General features: G+C 71.4%; 15 protein-coding genes. 1 reads left to right on the forward strand and 14 read right to left on the reverse strand.

The window, feature by feature from the left end:
* Positions 1-129 precede the first annotated feature (129 nt).
* The 14 genes from ftsZ to mraZ form a co-directional block, all read right to left on the reverse strand.
* Positions 130-1,425, reverse strand: coding sequence for a cell division protein FtsZ (ftsZ, locus tag ACFWW9_RS30370; protein WP_390385034.1), 1,296 nt, complete (start codon positions 1,423-1,425; stop codon positions 130-132).
* Between the two features lie 218 nt (positions 1,426-1,643).
* Positions 1,644-2,150 carry a DinB family protein gene (locus ACFWW9_RS30375; protein WP_390384970.1) on the reverse strand — a complete coding sequence of 169 codons (507 nt, stop codon included), beginning with the start codon at positions 2,148-2,150 and terminating at the stop codon, positions 1,644-1,646.
* Positions 2,151-2,204: 54 nt separating this feature from the next.
* A complete protein-coding gene (locus tag ACFWW9_RS30380; protein WP_390384972.1) occupies positions 2,205-2,972 on the reverse strand; it encodes a cell division protein FtsQ/DivIB in 768 nt (255 codons plus the stop codon).
* A complete protein-coding gene (gene murC / locus ACFWW9_RS30385; protein ID WP_390385036.1) occupies positions 2,969-4,318 on the reverse strand; it encodes a UDP-N-acetylmuramate--L-alanine ligase in 1,350 nt (449 codons plus the stop codon). The genes ACFWW9_RS30380 and murC overlap by 4 nt, the downstream gene beginning before the upstream one ends.
* A gap of 44 nt (positions 4,319-4,362) precedes the next feature.
* On the reverse strand, positions 4,363-5,475 hold the full coding sequence (murG, locus tag ACFWW9_RS30390; RefSeq protein ID WP_390384974.1) for an undecaprenyldiphospho-muramoylpentapeptide beta-N-acetylglucosaminyltransferase: 1,113 nt from the start codon (positions 5,473-5,475) through the stop codon (positions 4,363-4,365).
* Between the two features lie 33 nt (positions 5,476-5,508).
* Positions 5,509-6,966, reverse strand: coding sequence for a putative lipid II flippase FtsW (ftsW, locus tag ACFWW9_RS30395; protein WP_390384976.1), 1,458 nt, complete (start codon positions 6,964-6,966; stop codon positions 5,509-5,511).
* 167 nt (positions 6,967-7,133) lie between these two features.
* Complete coding sequence (murD, locus tag ACFWW9_RS30400; protein WP_390384978.1) at positions 7,134-8,516, reverse strand: UDP-N-acetylmuramoyl-L-alanine--D-glutamate ligase; 1,383 nt, start codon at positions 8,514-8,516, stop codon at positions 7,134-7,136.
* 4 nt (positions 8,517-8,520) lie between these two features.
* Positions 8,521-9,609, reverse strand: coding sequence for a phospho-N-acetylmuramoyl-pentapeptide-transferase (gene mraY / locus ACFWW9_RS30405; RefSeq protein WP_390384980.1), 1,089 nt, complete (start codon positions 9,607-9,609; stop codon positions 8,521-8,523).
* A complete protein-coding gene (gene murF, locus ACFWW9_RS30410) occupies positions 9,606-11,069 on the reverse strand; it encodes a UDP-N-acetylmuramoyl-tripeptide--D-alanyl-D-alanine ligase (protein ID WP_390384982.1) in 1,464 nt (487 codons plus the stop codon). The genes mraY and murF overlap by 4 nt, the downstream gene beginning before the upstream one ends.
* Positions 11,066-12,607, reverse strand: coding sequence for a UDP-N-acetylmuramoyl-L-alanyl-D-glutamate--2,6-diaminopimelate ligase (locus ACFWW9_RS30415; protein ID WP_390384984.1), 1,542 nt, complete (start codon positions 12,605-12,607; stop codon positions 11,066-11,068). Before ACFWW9_RS30415 ends, murF begins: the two co-directional genes overlap by 4 nt.
* Before the next feature lie 340 nt (positions 12,608-12,947).
* Positions 12,948-14,849, reverse strand: a complete 1,902-nt coding sequence (locus tag ACFWW9_RS30420) for a peptidoglycan D,D-transpeptidase FtsI family protein (RefSeq protein ID WP_390384986.1) — start codon at positions 14,847-14,849, stop codon at positions 12,948-12,950.
* A 2-nt stretch (positions 14,850-14,851) separates the two neighbouring features.
* Complete coding sequence (locus tag ACFWW9_RS30425; protein ID WP_390384989.1) at positions 14,852-15,523, reverse strand: hypothetical protein; 672 nt, start codon at positions 15,521-15,523, stop codon at positions 14,852-14,854.
* The gene (gene rsmH, locus ACFWW9_RS30430; RefSeq protein ID WP_390384991.1) at positions 15,520-16,476 is read right to left on the reverse strand and encodes a 16S rRNA (cytosine(1402)-N(4))-methyltransferase RsmH; all 957 of its coding nucleotides are present in this window, start codon (positions 16,474-16,476) and stop codon (positions 15,520-15,522) included. The genes ACFWW9_RS30425 and rsmH overlap by 4 nt, the downstream gene beginning before the upstream one ends.
* 170 nt (positions 16,477-16,646) lie before the next feature.
* The gene (gene mraZ / locus ACFWW9_RS30435; RefSeq protein ID WP_390384993.1) at positions 16,647-17,078 is read right to left on the reverse strand and encodes a division/cell wall cluster transcriptional repressor MraZ; all 432 of its coding nucleotides are present in this window, start codon (positions 17,076-17,078) and stop codon (positions 16,647-16,649) included.
* Between the two features lie 455 nt (positions 17,079-17,533).
* Between mraZ and ACFWW9_RS30440 the strand changes: the two genes are divergently transcribed.
* Entirely contained in the window at positions 17,534-18,631 is a 1,098-nt protein-coding gene (locus ACFWW9_RS30440; RefSeq protein ID WP_390384995.1) for an AAA family ATPase, read from the forward strand.
* Position 18,632: the final 1 nt, after the last annotated feature.

Raw genomic sequence — 18,632 nt, forward strand, 5'->3', positions numbered from 1 at the left:
TTTCCAGCCTTGACAAGACGAAAGAGGGTGGGATAATTGGCGCAACCGGGGGTTAGCCCCCACAGCACCGGACCACCCCAAACGAAAGGCCCCCCTGCCATCAGGCAGAGGGGCCTTCACCGTCAAAGATCAGCGCCGCATGAACGGCGGCACATCAACCTCGTCATCCGGATCATCCGTCACCGGCAACGGCCGACTGGGCAACGAACTCCCCGACCCGTGCTGGTTCGGCAGGTTGCTCTGCGAGAACGTCCGAGGCATCGTCGGCTGAGGCGTCTGGAACGCCCCGGTGTTCTGCACAGGCTGAGCCTGCTGCGGCACCGTAGTAGGCCGAGGCGGGATAGGCGGCGGAGCCGCCTCCACCGGCGGCTGAGGCGCCACCGGAGCCGGCTGGCTCAACTGCCCGGAAGCCCCCGACACCACAGTCCCCCGCTGCGGAGAACTCAACACCTGCGGTTCCAGCTTCTTGTGCGTAGGCCCGCCACTGTCAAAACCCGCCGCGATAACGGTCACCCGCACTTCATCGCCGAGCGAGTCGTCGATGACCGTTCCGAAGATGATGTTCGCGTCCGGGTGCGCGGCTTCCTGCACCAGCGACGCGGACTCGTTGATCTCGAACAATCCAAGATCGGATCCGCCCGCGATCGACAGCAGCACGCCGTGCGCGCCTTCCATCGACGCTTCCAGCAGCGGCGAGTTGATCGCCTTCTGCGCCGCTGTGACAGCTCGTCCTTCCCCGCGCGCCGAGCCGATGCCCATCAGGGCCGATCCGGCCCCGGACATGACGCTCTTCACGTCGGCGAAGTCGAGGTTGATCAGACCGGGGGTCGTGATCAGGTCGGTGATGCCCTGGACACCGGACAGCAGGACCTCGTCCGCGGAGCGGAAGGCGTCCATGAGGCTGACACCGATGTCGCCGAGCTGGAGCAGCCGGTCGTTCGGGATGACGATGAGCGTGTCGCACTCGTTGCGGAGCTGCTGGATTCCTTCTTCAGCCTGCTTCGCGCGCCGCTTCCCCTCGAAGGAGAACGGCCGGGTGACGACACCGATCGTCAGGGCGCCCTGCTTGCGCGCCATGGCCGCGATGACGGGCGCGCCACCGGTGCCCGTGCCGCCGCCTTCACCGGCGGTCACGAACACCATGTCGGCGCCCTTGAGGACTTCTTCGATCTCTTCGCGGTGGTCTTCGGCGGCCTTGTGGCCGACGTCGGGGTTCGCCCCGGCGCCGAGTCCGCGGGTCAACTCGCGGCCGATGTCCAGTTTGACGTCGGCGTCGGACATCAGCAGTGCCTGTGCATCGGTGTTGACCGCGATGAACTCGACGCCCTTGAGCCCGACCTCGATCATGCGGTTGACGGCGTTCACGCCGCCTCCACCGATACCGACGACCTTTATCACCGCGAGGTAGTTGTGCGGGGGCGTCATCGGATCCGCCTTCCTGATCGTGTTCGTGCCCATGCGCTGGATGGTGGTCGCCGGGTCAGCCCGGAAGGACCTCCACCCGGATTGAAACCCTCGACCTCAACCAGAGGTCCAGAGTTATGTCAACCCCGTATGTTGTTGCTGGACGGTATGCACCAGTGGTGCCTCAGTCCAGCGGCCACGCCGTAGGTCGCGATACCGATCGGCACTGTGCGCTACCACTACTCGCCGGTCAGACCGTCGAGGAGCTCGCGCACGACGTCGAGGTGCCCCGCGTGCCGACCGGTCTCCTCGACCATGTGGATCAACACCCAGCGCACGGAAACAGTGCCTTCGCCACGGAACGGGACCTCGTGGTCGAACTCCAGGCCCGTGACGATCTCGCGACTCACTTCGCACTGCGCAGCGTAGTCGTTCAGCAATCCGGAGATCGTCTCGCCCGTCTCCACGCGCCAGTCCGCGTCCGGATCCTCCGCCGTGTAAGGCGCCATGTCCTGCTTGCCGAGGAGCACCGTTTGGAACCAGTACGCCTCTACCCACCTCAGGTGCTTCACGATTCCGGCCGCCGTCATCAGCGGTGAGGGCAGCGTCGAGCGCGACGCCTGCTCGTCCGAAAGACCCTTGCACTTGTACACGATCGTGTCACGCAGGTAGTCGAGAAATCCGCCGAGCTGCACGCGCTCGGATCCGGAGAAGGGCGGGTCCACTCGGTCGTTCGTCAATTCCATGCGGTGAGTATCAATGCCTTCGCCACGGGAGCACGACGGGTTTTCGGAAATCGGTCAGGACACCGTGGGCAGCTCGGGGCTGGACACGTCGAAGACGGTCCCGTCCCTGGTCAGCAGCACTTCCAGCACGGCGGCCTTGCGCTGGGTGTCGGTGAGGCTCCCCCACCGCACCTCCCGGCCGCCGGACAGCGCCAGCTTCACGTCCGCGCCGGTTTGCGCCGACATCGACAGCACCTCGGCCCGCAGTTTCTCCGGCAATTGCGTCAGGACGCCGACGGCCGCTTTCAGCGCCGGCTGGGCGTCCACGGCCAGTTGCAGCTCCGGCAGGCCGATCGGCGGCATCGCGATGGTGGCGTAGTCCTTCGCCGAGCCGTCCACGAGGTGCACGCCGTCGGTCGACTTCACGAACGCGACCGGCGAGCGCTCCACGATGGTCAGCCGGACCGTGCCGGGCAGGCTGCGGGCGACCTCGACCGATTCGACGCGCGGCAGTTCGCGCACCCGGTCGGCGATGCCGTGGACGTCGACCCGGACGATCGGCGACCCCGGCTTGATCGCCGCCTTGGCCCTGACCTGGTCGACCGTCAGCTCCTTCGCACCCCGGACGTCGACGTCGTCCACGCCGAGCAGCGGGGTGAAGAACACCCCGACGACCAGGCCGACGACGGACACCAGGACCAGGAGTGCGACGACCCGCCGCCGCACCACGGTCCGGCGGCTCACCCGGCCCGGCACCCGCCGGGCTCGACGAGCGCGGGCCCGGTCCGCGGCCGACGACTTCCCGGCGGTGCGGGGTGGCCGACCGCGAACCGGCGTGCTCATGCCTTCTGCCCCAACTCGCTGACGATCTCCGGGCCGAGCATCGTGACGTCGCCCGCACCCATGGTGACCACGAGGTCGCCTTCGGTGACCAGTCCGGCCACCAGCGCGGGCACGCGGTCGAACGACGGCTCGTAGTGGACCTGCCCGGCGGGCAGCGGCACGGCCTCGGCCACCAGCCCACCCGTCACGCCGGGCTCCGGGTCCTCGCGGGCGCCGTAGACGTCCAGCACCACGACCTCGTCCGCCAGGCCCAGGGCCGCGCCGAACTCGGTCGCGAACGTGCGGGTGCGCGAGTAGAGGTGCGGCTGGAACACGACGACGAGCTTGCCCTCGCCCGCGATCGGCCGGGCCGCCGTGAGCTGCGCGGCCACCTCGGTCGGGTGGTGGGCGTAGTCGTCGTACACGCGGACGCCCGCCTCGCGGCCCTTGAACTCGAACCGCCGCCGGACGCCGCCGAACGCCGCCAGCCCCTCCAGGAGGCCGTCCCGCTCCGCGCCCAGCTCCAGACCCGCCAGCAGCGCCGCGAGGGCGTTGGCGGCCATGTGCTCGCCCGGAACGGCGACCTCCACCTCGACGACCTCGCCGTCCAGCTCCACGGTCGCCAGCCCGCCGCCGCCGTGCGGGCGGAAGCCGGTCAGCGTCGCGGAGCCCTTGCCGGACGCGGTCCGGCCGTACGGGCGGACCCGGATGCCGAGCTTGCCCGCGCGTTCGGCCAGCGCCGCCGCGCCGGGGTCGTCGACGCAGGCGATGAGGACGCCGTCGGGCTCGATGCGCTCCAGGAACGAGTCGAACACGGCCACGTACGCCTCGACCGTGCCGTGGTGGTCCAGGTGGTCGGCCTCGACGTTCGTCACGACCGCGACCGACGGCGCGAAGTACAGGAACGAGCCGTCGCTCTCGTCGGCCTCGGCCACGAACACGCCGCCGGTGCCCTGGTGGGCGTTCGCGCCGGACTCGTTCAGGTCGCCGCCGATGGCGAACGACGGGTCGACCCGGCAGTGCTGCAACGCCACGGTGAGCATCGACGTGGTCGACGTCTTGCCGTGCGTGCCCGCGACGCAGGCCACCCGGTGGTCGAGCATCAGCGCGGCCAGCGCCTCGGCCCGGCGCAGCACGGTGATGCCGCGCTCGCGGGCCTCGACCAGCTCCGGGTTGTCCTCGCGGATCGCGGTGGACACCACGACCGCCGTCGGACCGCCGTCGAGCTGGTCCAGGTTCTTCGCGTCGTGGCCGACCGCGACCAGCGCGCCCTGCGCCCTCAGGGCGAGGACCGTGCGCGAGTCCTTGGCGTCGGTACCGGACACCCGGAGGCCGCGGGCGAGCAGGATGCGGGCGATGCCGCTCATCCCCGCCCCGCCGATGCCGACCAGGTGGACCCGCTCCAGCGTGTTCACTTCTTGATCACCTCGAGGACCATCCTGGCCAGCACTTCGTCGGCTTCCCGTCGTCCGGTGCCCAGCGTCGCGGCGCTCATCGCGGCCAGCCGCGCGCGGTCGGCCATCAGCGGCACGATCTCGCGGGCGACCCGCTCGGGCGTCAGGTCGGCGTCCATGATCATCAGGCCGCCGCCCGCCGCCACCACGGGCCCGGCGTTGAGCGCCTGCTCGCCGTTGCCGATCGGCAGCGGCACGAACACCGCGGGCAGCCCGACCGCGGACACCTCGGCCACGGTCATCGCGCCCGAGCGGCACAGCACCGCGTCGGCGGCGGCGTAGGCGAGGTCCATCCGCTCCAGGTACGGCACGGGGACGTACGCGGGACCGCCCGCCATCGACTGCACCGCGAGGGTGTTCTTGGGGCCGTGCGCGTGCAGCACGCCGATGCCCGCCGACGCGAACGCCGACGCCGCGCCGGACACGGCCTTGTTGAGCGACTGCGCGCCCTGCGAGCCGCCGAACACCAGCAGCGTCGGGGCGTGCGGGTGCAGCCCGAAGAACTGGCGGGCCTGCGCGCGCAGCGCCATCCGGTTCAGCCTGGTGATCGACTGGCGCAGCGGGATGCCGATGATCTCGGCCTCCGACAGCCCCGAGTCCGGGACCGCCGCCGCCACGCGCTCGGCGAACTTCGCGCCGACCTTGTTGGCCAGCCCCGCTTTCGCGTTCGCCTCGTGCACCACGATCGGCACCCGGCCGCGCGCCGCGAGGTACGCGGGCAGCGCGACGTAACCGCCGAAGCCGACCACGACGTCCGCGTGGTAGCGCTCCAGGATCTCCCTGGTCTGGCGCACCGAGTCGCGGACCTTCAGCGGCAGCTTCAACAGGTCCGGCGTCGGCTTGCGCGGCATCGGCACCGGCGGGATGAGCTCCAGCTGGTAGCCGCGGGCGGGCACCAGCTTCGTCTCCAGGCCGCGTTCGGTGCCGAGCGCGATCACCCGCGCGTCCGGCCGCATCCGCATGACCGCGTCGGCCAGGGCCAGTGCGGGCTCGATGTGCCCCGCGGTGCCGCCTCCGGCGACCACCACGCACGGTCCGCCCCGTTGGGGAACCCGGTCCTGCCCCGTCACGCGTTTCCTCCTAGTTCGACTGCACGAGTGCTGCTAACGCCCGTCACGACCGGTTCGCCGGTTGCGGGCCGATCCCTGGGTGCCCTTGCGGGATTCGCGGCGACGGTACTCCGAGGGCGGGGCCGACCGGCCCGCCATCCGGCGTTCGTCCGGCGGCTGGGGCGCGGCCGCCCGCCTGCCCGGCGCGCGCGGCGGCGTCGAGGGACGCACCGGCTTGCGCTTGGGCGGCGGCTTGTAGGCCTCCGGCGCGGGCAGCCGCAGCACGCCGCCGACGCGGCCGGGACCGATGTGCCGCAACGCGGACACCGCTTCCGGCTCGTGCCGCGCGCAGCTCGCGAGGAGCCCGAACACGACCATGGTGGTCACCACGGACGTGCCGCCGGAGGAGATCATCGGGAGCGTGATGCCGGTGACCGGCAGCAGCCGCACGACGTAGCCGATGTTGATCGCGGCCTGCGCGACGAGCCACACCGTCAGCGTCGCCGCGACCATCCGGATCCACGGGTCGGTGTTGCGCGCGGCGATCCGCAGGCCCACCACGGCGAGCATGGCGAACAGCCCGAGCACCACGGCGCAGCCGAGGAACCCCAGCTCCTCGCCGATCACCGCGAAGATGAAGTCGCTGTGCACGTTGGGCAGGTAGTCCCACTTGGAGCTGGCCTGGCCGAGCCCCTTGCCGAACAGCCCGCCCTCGGCGAGCGCGTACTCCGCCTGCTGCGCCTGGAGGCCCGCGCCCAGCGGGTCGGCCTCCGGGTCGAGGAACGACAGCACGCGCGCGAGCCGGTAGGTCGCGCCGATCGCCAGCACCAGCGCGCCGCCGACCGCGCCGATCAGCAGCACGCCGAACACCCGCATCGGGGCCCCGACGAACCACAGCAGGCTGAGCAGCACCACGCCGAGCGTGATCGTGCCGCCGAGGTCGGGCTGGAGCATCACCAGCGTGAACACGCCGAGCGCCACCGGCACCACCGGGACCAGCAGGTGCCGGTACTGGTTGAGCAGCGCCCGCTTGGTCACCAGCACGTGCGCGCCCCACAGCGCGAGCGCGAGCTTCGCCGCCTCGACCGGCTGGAACGACACCGGCCCGATCACGAACCAGGAGCGGGTCTCGTTGATGTCCGTGCCCAGCGGCGTGAGGACCAGCACCAGCAGCAGGACGCAGCCGAGCATCGCCATCGTGCTCAGGTGCCGGACCTGGCGCAGCGGGATCCGCAGCGCCACCCAGAACAGCACCGAGCCGACGGCCACGTAGGTCAACTGCTTCTGGAAGACCGAGTACGCCGACTGCCCCACGGCGACCTCGCCGGGCACCGACGCCGACAGCACCATCACGAGCCCGATGGCGGTCAGCAGGCCGAAGATCGCCAGCAACAGGTGGAAGTCCGCGAGCGGACGGCTCAACCACGCCGTCAACGAGCTCTTGACCCCGACGACTCGACGACGAGGCTTGGCCGCCTTCGCCCCCGCTTTCGGCCGGTCCACCACCGTCATGCCCCCACCACCGCAGTCATGAGTTCATCGTCTCCCGCGAATTGCATCGACGAACGAACATTCGGCGCGTGTCGCGAGGTGGCGACGGCGATCATGCGCCAAATCCTAGGGGTGACCAGATTTCTGCCCGATCCGGGTTCGAAAGCTCACGCCATCCCCACACGGGGTCAGGCGCGAGCCCTCTCGTGCTCGACGAGGTCCAGCACGGCCTCGGTGAAGGCGTGGCCGCGGTGGGCGTAGTCGGTGAACATGTCCATGGACGCGGCGGCCGGGGCGAGGAGCACCACGTCACCGGGCTTCGCCAGCTCCCGTGCGGCGTGGACGACCGTGGCCATGGCGTCGCGGTCGGTCGCGTCCACCACGGCGCACGGGACGTGCGGGGCGTGGCGGGCCAGCGCGGCCGCGATCTCGTCGCGGTCCTCGCCGAACAGCACCACCGCGCGCAGCCGGTGCGCCTCGGCCGCGACCAGATCGTCCACCGACGCGCCCTTGAGCAGGCCACCCGCGAGCCACACGACGCTGGCGTGCGACCGCAGCGACGCGACGGCCGCGTGCGGGTTCGTGGCCTTGGAGTCGTTGACGTAGGTGATGTCCTCCGACGTGGCCACGACGACCGCGCGGTGCGCGCCGGGCCGGAAGTTCAGCAGCCCCTGGCGGACCGAGGCGGCCGGGACGCCGTAGGCACGGGCCAGCGCGGAGGCGGCGAGGGCGTCGGCCAGTCCGGGCGGACCGGCCGGGCGGACCTCGTCGACGGCGACCAGCCGCTCGTCGCCGCCGAACGCGCGGTCGACCAGCGCGCCGTCCACGACGCCGAGCTGGTCGGTGGCGGGCTCGTCCAGGGTGAAGCCGACGTGCCTGCCCGCCGGGGACGCCTTGAGCAGCGCGGCCACCAGCGGGTCGTCGACGCCGCCGACGGCGATCTCGCCGGTCAGCACCCGCGCCTTCGCGTCGGCGTAGGCGGTCATGCCGCCGTGCCAGTCGAGGTGGTCCTCGGCCAGGTTGAGCAGCACGCCCGCGAACGGCCGGACCGACGGCGACCAGTACAGCTGGAAGCTCGACAGCTCGACCGCCAGTACCCGGTGGCCCGCCAGCAGCGCGTCCACGACGGGCAGGCCGACGTTGCCGCAGGCGACCGCGTCGATGCCCGCGGTCCGCAGGATCGACTCCAGCATCCCGACGGTCGTGGTCTTGCCGTTGGTGCCGGTGACGGCCAGCCACACCGGCGGGTCGGCCAGCTCGGCGGCCATCCGCCACGCCAGCTCGACCTCCCCGACGACCTCGATCCCCGCGGCGGTGGCGGCGGCGAGCAGCGGGCTCTCCGGCCGCCAGCCGGGGCTGGTGACCACGAGGTCCGTGCCCCGCGGCGGCTCGGTCAGACCGGGCACCAGCGCGACGCCGGACAGCAGCGTCTCCAGCGCGAGCAGGCGGTCGGCCGAGCCGTCCGTCACGGTCACCTGGGCGCCCGCGGCCAGCAGGGCTTCGGCGGCGGAGCGGCCGGTCACGCCCGCGCCCGCCACCAGGACGTGCTTGCCGTCGAGGAAGGTCGTCACCGGGTCAGCTCCCGACCGCGGTCAGCCAGTCGCTGTAGAACAGGCCGAGCCCCAACATGCAGCAGATCCCGCCCAGCAGCCAGAACCGGATGATCACCGTGGTCTCGGCCCACCCGGCGAGTTCGAAGTGGTGGTGGAACGGGGCCATGCGGAAGAGCCGCCGTCGGGACGTGCGGAAGACCGCGACCTGGAGCACCACCGACAGCGCCTCGACGACGAACAGGCCGCCGATGACGACCATCAGCAGCTCGGTGCGGGTGGCGATGGACAGGCCTGCCACCAGACCGCCGAGCGCGAGGGAGCCGGTGTCGCCCATGAAGATCTTGGCCGGGGCCGCGTTCCACCACAGGAAGCCGATGCAGCCCGCCATCGCGGCGGCGGCCACGAGCGCCAGGTCCAGCGGGTCGCGCACGTCGTAGCAGCCCGCGAGCGGCGAGGTGGAGCAGTTGTAGCGGAACTGCCAGAAGCTGATCACCACGTAGGTGCCGAACACCATCGCCGAGCTGCCGCCCGCGAGGCCGTCGAGGCCGTCGGTGAGGTTCACGGCGTTGGACCACGCGGAGATCGCGGCGTAGCAGAACACCACGAAGCCGACGACGCCGAACGACACCACGGAGATGTCGCGGACGAACGAGAGGTTCACCGACGCGGGCTTGATGCCCTCGCGGTTGGCGAACTGCATGACCAGGATCGCGAAGACGATGGTGGCGACGAACTGGCCGACCAGCTTCGCGGTCTTGTTCAGGCCCAGGTTGCGCTGCTTGCGGATCTTGATGAAGTCGTCCAGGAAGCCGACGAGCCCGAGCGAGGACGTCAGCATCAGCACCAGCAGGCCGGACGCGCTGGGCGTCTGGCCCTGCGCGGAGTCCGACATGGCGTTGACCGCGTGCGCGCCGAGGTACCCGGCCCACATCGCGATCAGGATCGCCACACCACCCATGGTGGGGGTGCCGCGTTTGGTCTTGTGGCTCTGCGGACCCTCCTCCCTGATCTCCTGGCCGAACCCCTGCCGGGAGAAGACCTTGATCAGGTACGGCGTCAGCATGATCGAGACGAGCAGCGCGATGGCCGCTGCGATCAGGATGCTCTTCACTTGGTGCCCGCCTCCAGCAGCGCGTCCGCGACCCGCCACAACGCGGCGGCCTTCGATGCCTTCACCAGCACAACGTCATCTCCCCGCAGCTCCTCGCGCAGTAGCGCGATCGCCGCCTCGACGTCCGGCACCAGCACCGACTCCTCTCCCCACGAACCCTCGAGGTTCGCGCCCTGGTGCATCGGCCTCGCCTGCTCGCCGACCACAACCAAACGACTGATGTCCAAGCGGACCGCCAAGCGCCCGATCTCGTCGTGCGCCGACACGGTGTTGTCCCCCAGCTCGCCCATGACGCCGAGCACCGCCCAGGCGCGTCGCCTGGGGTTGCCCGCGCGCGCCATCGTGGCGAGCGTCTTCAGTGCGGCGCTCATCGACTCCGGGTTGGCGTTGAAGGAGTCGTTGAGCACGGTCACGCCGTCGGGGCGGGTGGTGACCTCCATGCGGCGGGCGGAGCGCCGACCCGCGGTGGACAGCCACCCGGCGACCTCCTCCGCCGACGCGCCCAGGTTCAGCGCGACGGCGGCGGCGGCCAGCGCGTTGCCCACGTGGTGGGCGCCGTGCAGCCCGAGCGTCACCGGGTGGCGGCCCTCGGCCGTCACCAGCGTGAAGCTCGGCCGCGCCTGGTCGTCCAGCACGATGTCGTCGGCGCGGACCTGCGCCTCGGAGTGCGTGCCGAAGTACTCGACGCGCGCCTTGGTGCGGGAGGCCATCGCGGCGACCAGCGGGTCGTCCAGGTTGAGGATCGCCACGCCGTTCTCGGCGGGCAGCTCCTCGACCAGCTCCCCCTTGGTCTGGGCCACGGCGGCCTGCGACCCGAACTCGCTCAGGTGCGCGGTGCCGACGTTGAGCACCACGCCGATGCTCGGCGGCACGGTGTGGCAGAGCGCGGCGATGTGGCCGGGGCCGCGGGCCGACAGCTCCAGCACCAGGTAGCGGGTGTCCGCGGTGGCGCGCAGCGCCGTCCACGGGTGGCCCAGCTCGTTGTTGAATGAGCCGGGCGGCGCGACCGTCGGGCCCATCTGCTCCAGCAGGTGCGCGATGAGGTCCTTGGTCGAGGTCTTGCCGGACGAGCCCGTGACGCCCACGACGACGAGGCCCTGCTCGACCAGCCGGTCCGTCACGTGCCGGGCCAGCTTCGCCAGCGCGGCCAGCACGGCGGCGCCCGAGCCGTCGGTGTCGCCGGTCAGCGCCACCGACCGGGTGTGCGCGTCGTCCACCGGCGGCACGACCACGACGGGGCCGTCGACCGGGCGCGCGGCCAGCACGCCCACCGCCCCCGCGGCGATCGCGGCGGCGGCGAAGTCGTGGCCGTCGACCCGGACGCCGGGCAGCGCCACGAACAGGCTGCCCGCCCCGATCTCGCGGGTGTCGAACTCGACGGAGCCGGTGACGACGGCATCGGGCCCGTGCAGGGTCCCGCCGACGACCTCTGCGATCTCGGCGAGGCTGAGCTGGATCACGTGCGGGCTCCCCTGATCGCGGCGGCGAGCGCGTCCACGTCCGAGAACGGCTGGATCACACCCGCGACCTCCTGGCCGGTTTCGTGGCCCTTGCCAGCGACGACGACGACGTCGCCGGGACGGGCGTGGGCGACGGCGTGCTCGATGGCCGCGGCGCGGTCGCCGATCTCCACGACCTCACCACGCTCGGCCTCGGGCACCGCGAGCGCCCCCGCGAGCATGGCCGACCGGATGGCGGCCGGGTCCTCGCTGCGCGGGTTGTCGTCGGTCACGACCAGCAGGTCGCTGCGGCGGGCGGCCTCCTCGCCCATCAGCGGGCGCTTGGCGGTGTCGCGGTCGCCGCCGCAGCCGAGGACGGTGATGACCTTGCCCTCGACCTGCTTGCGGACGGCGTCCAGCGCCAGCGCCACGGCGGCGGGCTTGTGCGAGTAGTCGACGACGGCGGTGAACTCCTGGCCCTCGTCGACGCGCTGCATCCGGCCGGGCACCTGGACGGCCGCCAAGCCCGCCTGGATGTCCTTCGGGGCCACGCCCGCGGCGTGCAGGCAGCCGATGGCCAGCAGGGCGTTGGCGACGTTGAACGAGCCCGGCAGCCGCAGGGTGATCGGCAGCGCGAGCCCGTCCGGGCCGTGCGCGGTGAACGACTGCTCGCCGGTCGCCGTCACGGACACCTCGCCCGAGGTCCACGCGGCGTCGGTCGTCGTCGCCACGGTCACCGTGTCCGGCGTGACGAGGCGGCGGCCCCACTCGCCGTCCACGCAGACGACCTCGGTGCGGGCGCGGCCGTCGAACAGCTGCGCCTTCGCCCGGAAGTAGTCCTCCATGTCCGGGTGGAAGTCCAGGTGGTCCTGCGACAGGTTGGTGAACGCGCCGATCGCGAACTCGGTGCCCGCGACCCGACCGAGGTCGAGGGCGTGGCTGGACACCTCCATCACGACGTCGAGCACCTCGCGCTCGACCATGACGGCGAGCAGCGCCTGGAGGTCGGGCGCCTCGGGGGTGGTGAACGCGCTGTCCAGGCGCTCACCGGCGATGCGGGTCTCGACCGTGCCGATGAGGCCGGTGCGGTGGCCCGCGGCGCGCAGCGCGGACTCGACCAGGTAGCTGGTCGTCGTCTTCCCGGACGTGCCGGTGATGCCCCAGACCGCGAGCTTCGTGGACGGGTAGCCGTAGATGCGGGCGGCCAGCAGGCCGAGCACGCCGCGCGGGTCCGGGTGCACCAGCACCGGCACGCGGGCGTCGCGCAGCGCGGGCCGGTCGGCGCCCGCCTGGTCGGTGAGGACGGCGGCGGCCCCCGCGGCCAGCGCGCCCTCCACGAAGTCGGCGCCGTGCGCCCGCGCGCCCGGCAGGGCGGCGAACAGGTCTCCGGGGACCACGTGCTGGGCGCGCAGCGTCGCGCCGCTCACCCGCACGTGGGCGTAGGTGGGCGTGGTCAGGTGCGCGTCGACGACCGAGGCGAGCTCGGACACGGCGACAGGCTGGATGCGGGAAGGGCGAGGCGGGGCGGTCGCGACCTTGCCCTGGAGCTTGGCAGGCACGCGCGGAAGGCTACCGGCGCACGGAGCGTGGCCGACCGGCGCATGCGCGTTCGGCGGAAGATCGGCCAAGATCGCCCTCCTCTCCTCGTGGGTTGTCCAAGGTGGACATCTCATCCGGTCACCTCGACGAGGTGTCGGCACCACGGGATCGCGATCAGTCCGACACGGACGGTCACGGCCGCTTGTGCCGGTGGGACAACGTGTTCGCCCCGTCCGGCGGGCACTCCGGCACGGGTGGGCGCCGCGGTGCGCGTCCGTGGTATCCGGTCACCGCCACCGGGTCCGGCGACCACCGGTCGTCGGGTAGACGCAGATCACGTCCGGTCGGTTCCGCCGCAGCTCACGGCGTCAGCGTCAGCACCGGCGCCTGCTCGGCCGACAGCGGCACCTGGTAGCGCTGCGAGAGGTACGAGGCGATGTCGTGGAACAGCGGCGCGGCCGAGCCGCTGAACGGCGTGCCGGTGGGGCCGTCGAGCATGATGCCGACGACGTAGCGCGGGTTGTCCGCGGGCAGGATGCCCGCGAAGGTGATCCAGTAGAGCGAGTTGCTGTACCGGCCGGAGTCCTTGTCGATCTGCTGGGCGGTGCCCGTCTTGCCCGCGATCTGGTAGCCGGACAGCGCGGCGGCCTTGCCGGTGCCGGTCTGGCCGGGCGCGTCCTGGACCACGCCGCGGAACATGTCGCGCACGGTCTTCGCCGTCTCCGGGCTGACCACCCGGACGCCCTCGGGCCGCTCGGTCTCCTTGCGGGCCCCGTTGTCGTCCACCTCGGCGCGGATGATCCGCGGCGGGATCCGCAGGCCGTTGTTCGCGATGGCCTGGTACATCCCGGTCATCTGGAGCAGCGTCATGCTCAGGCCCTGGCCGATCGGCAGGTTGCCGAACGTCGAGCCGGACCACTGGTTGCGCGGCGGGACGAGACCCGCCTCCTCGCCGGTCAGACCCGAGTTCGTGCGCTTGCCGAGGCCGAACTTGCGCAGGAGTTCGGCGTACTTGTCCTCGCCGAGCTTCTGGGCGGCCATCAACGTGCCGACGTTGGACGACTTGGCGAAGATGCCGGTGAACGTCATGTCCAGGTCGCCGTGCACCCAGGCATCGTTGATCTTGCGGTCGGCGACCTGGATGCTGCCGGGGACGGTGATGACCTCGTCCGGCTGGAACAGCCCGTTCTCGATCGCGCCCGCGGCGGTGATGATCTTGTTCACCGAGCCGGGCTCGAACAGCGACGACACCGCGTTGTTGCGCTTCTCGTCCTCGGTGGCCTTGCCGAAGTCCCGCGGGTCGAACGTCTTGTCGTTCGCCATCGCCAGGATCTCGCCGGTCTTGCTGTCCAGCACCACGGCCGAGCCGCTCTTCGCGCCGCTCTTGGCCGTGTAGTCGGTGACCATGTTCTGCAGCACGTACTGGGTGTCGATGTCGAGCGTCAGCTCCAGGCTCTTGCCCGGCGTCGCGGGCTCCAGCTCGCGGTCGCGGTCCGGACCGGGGATCACCACGGCGTCGTTGCCCTGCATGGTGTCCACGACCCTGCGGCCCTCGTTGCCCGCGAGCAGGTTGTCCTGCGAGCTCTCCAGCCCCAGCAGGCCGTGCGTCGCGGCGGGCTGCATGTCCTTGCGCCAGTTCGCCGCGCCCACGATGTTCGACGCCAGCTTGCCGTTCGGGTAGACCCGCACGGCCCGGTTCTCCGCGCCGATCTCGCTGAACTGCTTGCGGACCGCGGCGGCCTTCGTCGGGTCGACGTTGTCCACCAGCTCGATGTAGGTGGTGTCCGTCAGGATCTTGTCGGTCATGGTCTTCTCGTCGGTCTTCTGACCGTCGACCTCTTTGCCCAGGACCTGCTCGACGGCCTTGCCGATGGCCTTGGCGTGGTCCTCGAAGCTGCCGATCTTCGGGTCCTTCGCGAGCGCTTCCGCCCAGTTCTTCCGCATCAGCTGCGGCACCACGTACAGCTGCTTCGCGGCGATGCTGAACGCGAGCTGGTTGCCGTTGCGGTCGAGGATCGCCCCGCGCTCGGCGGGGATCCTGATCGGCGTGGCGCGCTGCTGCTCGGCCTTGAGCGACAGCGCCTCGGCCTCGAAGCCCTGCACCTGCACGAGCTTGATCCCCGCCAGCAGGAGGGCGCTGACGAGCAGCAGCCGACCGACGGTCAGGCGGACGCGGGCGTTGGCCCCGCGCCGCTTGGCCGGGCGGGTCGCCCGCACCGACAGCGGACGTCGGGCTTGCCTGCCGCTGCTGGGCCCCGGCATGACTAACCTCCTGGCGACACTGGCGGCTGTTGGTTCTGCGGATCGGCAGGGGGTTGTTGCTGCTGCTCACCGGCGGGAGGCGTGGCCGACTGGCTGGTGGGCGGCGCGCTCGGCGGCGGCGAGCTGGGGGCCGTGGAGGCGGGCGGCGGGGGCGCGGGGGCCTCCACCGCCGACGGCTTGCCGTAGACCTGCACCGAGCCGTCCGGGAGCTGCTTGAGCTTCGCCGGGTCGCCCGCGAGCACGAGCCCGAGCCGAGCGGCGGCCTCGGCCAGCTTGGTCGGCGACTCCGCGAGCGCGACCTCCTGGCGCAGCTGCTCGACCCGCAGCGAGAGCTGCGTGGCCTGGTTGTGCGCTTCCTGGAGCTTGTAGGAGTCCGCGGCGGCCTGCGTCGACAGCCACATGATCGCGGCCAGGCCGACGATCAGCACGACCATCACCATCACCACGAACGGGGCCTTCGACACCGGGCTGGGCTGGCGCTGCGGCGTCGCGGCGCCCCCGCGGAGGTTCTGGGTGCGCTGCGCGCGCCGCGCGTAGGCGCGCTCGGTCGCGGCGGACCGCGAGCGCGAGCCGCCCTCGGTCGCGGGCACGGCCTTGAGCGCCCGCTCGCGGGGCTTGTCCGGGCGCGGACGAGGGGACGGGGAGGTGCCGCCCGATCGAGCTGGTGCGGTCATGACGCCTCCTTGATCCGTTCTGCGGCCCGCAGGCGCACCGGCGCCGCCCTCGGGTTCTCCTCGATCTCCTGCTCGTTCGCCAGCTCGGCGCCCTTGGTGACGAGCTTGAACTCGGGCCCGTAGCCCGGCAGTTCCACGGGCAGCCCCTGCGGGCTGCGCGACACGGACAGCTCGGCGATCGCGCGCTTCACCATCCGGTCCTCCAGCGACTGGTAGGCCTCCACGACGAGCCGTCCGCCCACCTTCAGCACCGAGAGCGCGGCGGGGAGCGCGAGCCGCAGCGACTCCAGCTCCTCGTTCACCTCGATGCGCAGGGCCTGGAAGGTCCGCTTGGCCGGGTGGCCGCCGGTGCGCCGGGTCGCCGCGGGCACGGCGGCGTAGAGCAGCTCGACGAGCCGCCCGCTGTTCGTGAACGGCTCGCGCTCGCGCTCCTTCACCACCGCGCTGACGATCTTCTTGGCGAACCGCTCCTCGCCGTAGTCGCGCAGGATCCGCACCAGGTCGCCCGGCGGGTACGTGTTGAGCACGTCCGCCGCGGTCTGGCCGGTGCCCGCGCTCATCCGCATGTCCAGCGGTGAGTCCCTGGAGTACGCGAACCCGCGGTCCTGCGCGTCGAGCTGGAGCGAGGACACGCCGAGGTCCATCAGGACACCGTCCACGGCGGACAGCCCGAGGTCGTCCAGCGCGTCGGCGATGAGGTCGTAGGTGACGTTGACGAACTTGACGCGGTCGCCGAAGTCCGCGAGCCGCTTGCTCGACAGCTCGATGGCCTGCGGGTCGCGGTCGAGCCCCACCAACGTCAGCTGCGGGTGTGCCTTGAGCAGGGCCTCGGCGTGACCGCCGAGCCCGAGGGTCGTGTCGACCACCACGGCGGGCCGGTCGGCCAGAGCGGGGGCGAACAGCTCGAGGACGCGGTCGAGCAGGACCGGCACGTGCTGTGGTCGCTCCGCCATCTCAAGCCCCCTCCCTTGCTTCGTGAAGGACCGCCACAACGTGGAGGTCGGGTGTCGTCAGGTCCCCGCCCGCCCGTCGAACCTGGCGCCGGGGAAGGTGCGCCAGGGCCGAAAGCCGAGCGGACCGAGGCCTCACGGCACCCGAACCACGTCGTGCAACTCACGGCCGATCAGAAGACTCCAGGGAGGACCTCCTCCCGCACTTCGGCGTAGCTGCCCTCATGGGCCTCGAGGTAGCGCTGCCAGGCCAGGGAGTCCCAGATCTCCAACCGGTTGACCGCGCCGATGACCGCGCACTCCTTGGTCAGACCGGCGTAGTTGCGCAGCTCCTGGACGATCGAGATGCGGCCCTGCCCGTCCGGCCGCTGCTCGTCCGTGCTGGCGAACAGGTAGCGCTGGTACGCGCGGACGGACTCGTTCGTGAACGAGGCCGCGGCGACCTTCGTGGCCATCTGCTCGAACTCGGCTCGCGGGAACACGAAGAGGCAGTGGTCCTGGCCCTTGGTGACCATGACACCCCCCGCTAGCGCGTCCCGGAACTTGGCGGGCAGCGTCAGCCGACCCTTGTCGTCCAGCCTGGGGAGGTGCGTGCCGAGGAACATGGCACCTCCACACCTCCTGCCGACCCGACTCCGAGCGGCAGTGGAGCCCCCGTCAGCCCCACCGGGCGCCACAGTACCCCACTTTTCACCACAGTCAACGCCGAAACAGGTGTTTCCTCAGTGACCCCAAAGGCATATTCGCAGGTAGGAGGCTTGCGCGGCGCGTGGTGGACGGTGGGGGAAGCGAGCGACGCCCACCGTCCCGAGTGAGTCCGAAGGGCCGTTTTGCCACCCGAACGGACCAGCAAAATCGGTGAAAACAGGTTCACGTACGCCGGTGGTGGGGGATCGTGGAGATGAGGGGAAAATGAACCGTGGTGCAACCCCGCACGTCGTAAGTAGCGTCAGGATCCGGTCGAATCGGGGCTAGGGCACTTCGCCCTGGTTTGACACACTGCGTGAAACGCTCACCGCTTCCACACCGGTCGCGGGTGAGCCCCGCTCCAGGAGGTCGAGTGACCCCGAGTACCCAGCCCGCAGCACTTCCGGACCACGCGTTCGGCAAGGGCGCGCAGGCCGTGAACCCCACGGTGACCAGTGCTGCCCACACACCGCAGACGCGACCTGACGACGTGCTCGGCGAACTGCACACGGCAGTCCAGCGGATCGCCGCCAACGTGGAGAAGGTCCTCGTCGGCAAGCCGGACGTCGTCCGCGTCTCGCTGGTCGCCCTGCTCGCCGAGGGCCACCTGCTGGTGGAGGACGTCCCCGGCGTCGGCAAGACCTCGCTCGCGAAGGCGCTGGCCCGGTCGATCGACTGCACGGTCAGCCGCATCCAGTTCACGCCGGACCTGCTGCCCAGCGACATCACCGGCTCGTCGATCTACAACCGGCAGGGCAACGAGTTCGAGTTCCGCCCCGGTCCGGTGTTCGCGAACATCGTGGTCGGCGACGAGATAAACCGCGCCTCCCCCAAGACCCAGTCCGCACTGCTGGAGTGCATGGAGGAGCACCAGGTCACGGTCGACGGCAAGACCTACCCCCTCGGCGCCCCGTTCATGGTGATCGCGACCCAGAACCCGATCGAGATGGAGGGCACGTACGCGCTGCCGGAGGCCCAGCGGGACCGGTTCACCGCGCGCGTGTCCATCGGCTACCCGGACCCGGCGGCCGAGCTGGCGATGGTGGACGAGCACGCGGGCAACAACCCGATGGACGAGCTGCGCCCCGTGTCGGACGCCGCGCAGATCCTGAAGCTGGTGCAGACGGTCCGCCGCGTGCACCTGTCGCAGGAGATCCGCCGCTACGCCGTGGAACTGGTGTCGGCCACCCGCAGGCTGCCCGAGCTGCGGCTCGGCGCGTCCCCGCGGTCGACGCTGCACCTCGTCCGCGCCGCCCGCGCGCAGGCCGCGCTGGCGGGCCGCGACTTCGTCGTCCCGGACGACATCCACGCCGTCGCGGTGCCCGTGCTGGCGCACCGGCTGGTCCTGACCGCCGAGGCCCAGGCCGCCCGCCGTTCCCCCGCCGACCTGATCCGCGCGCTGATCCAGCGGGTGCCGGTGCCGCAGGCGACACCCGCAAACGGCCAGTTCCCCGCAGGGACGACCCGCTGAG

Origin of the sequence: Umezawaea sp. NPDC059074, from assembly GCF_042738955.1 — a bacterium.
GTDB lineage: Bacteria > Actinomycetota > Actinomycetes > Mycobacteriales > Pseudonocardiaceae > Umezawaea.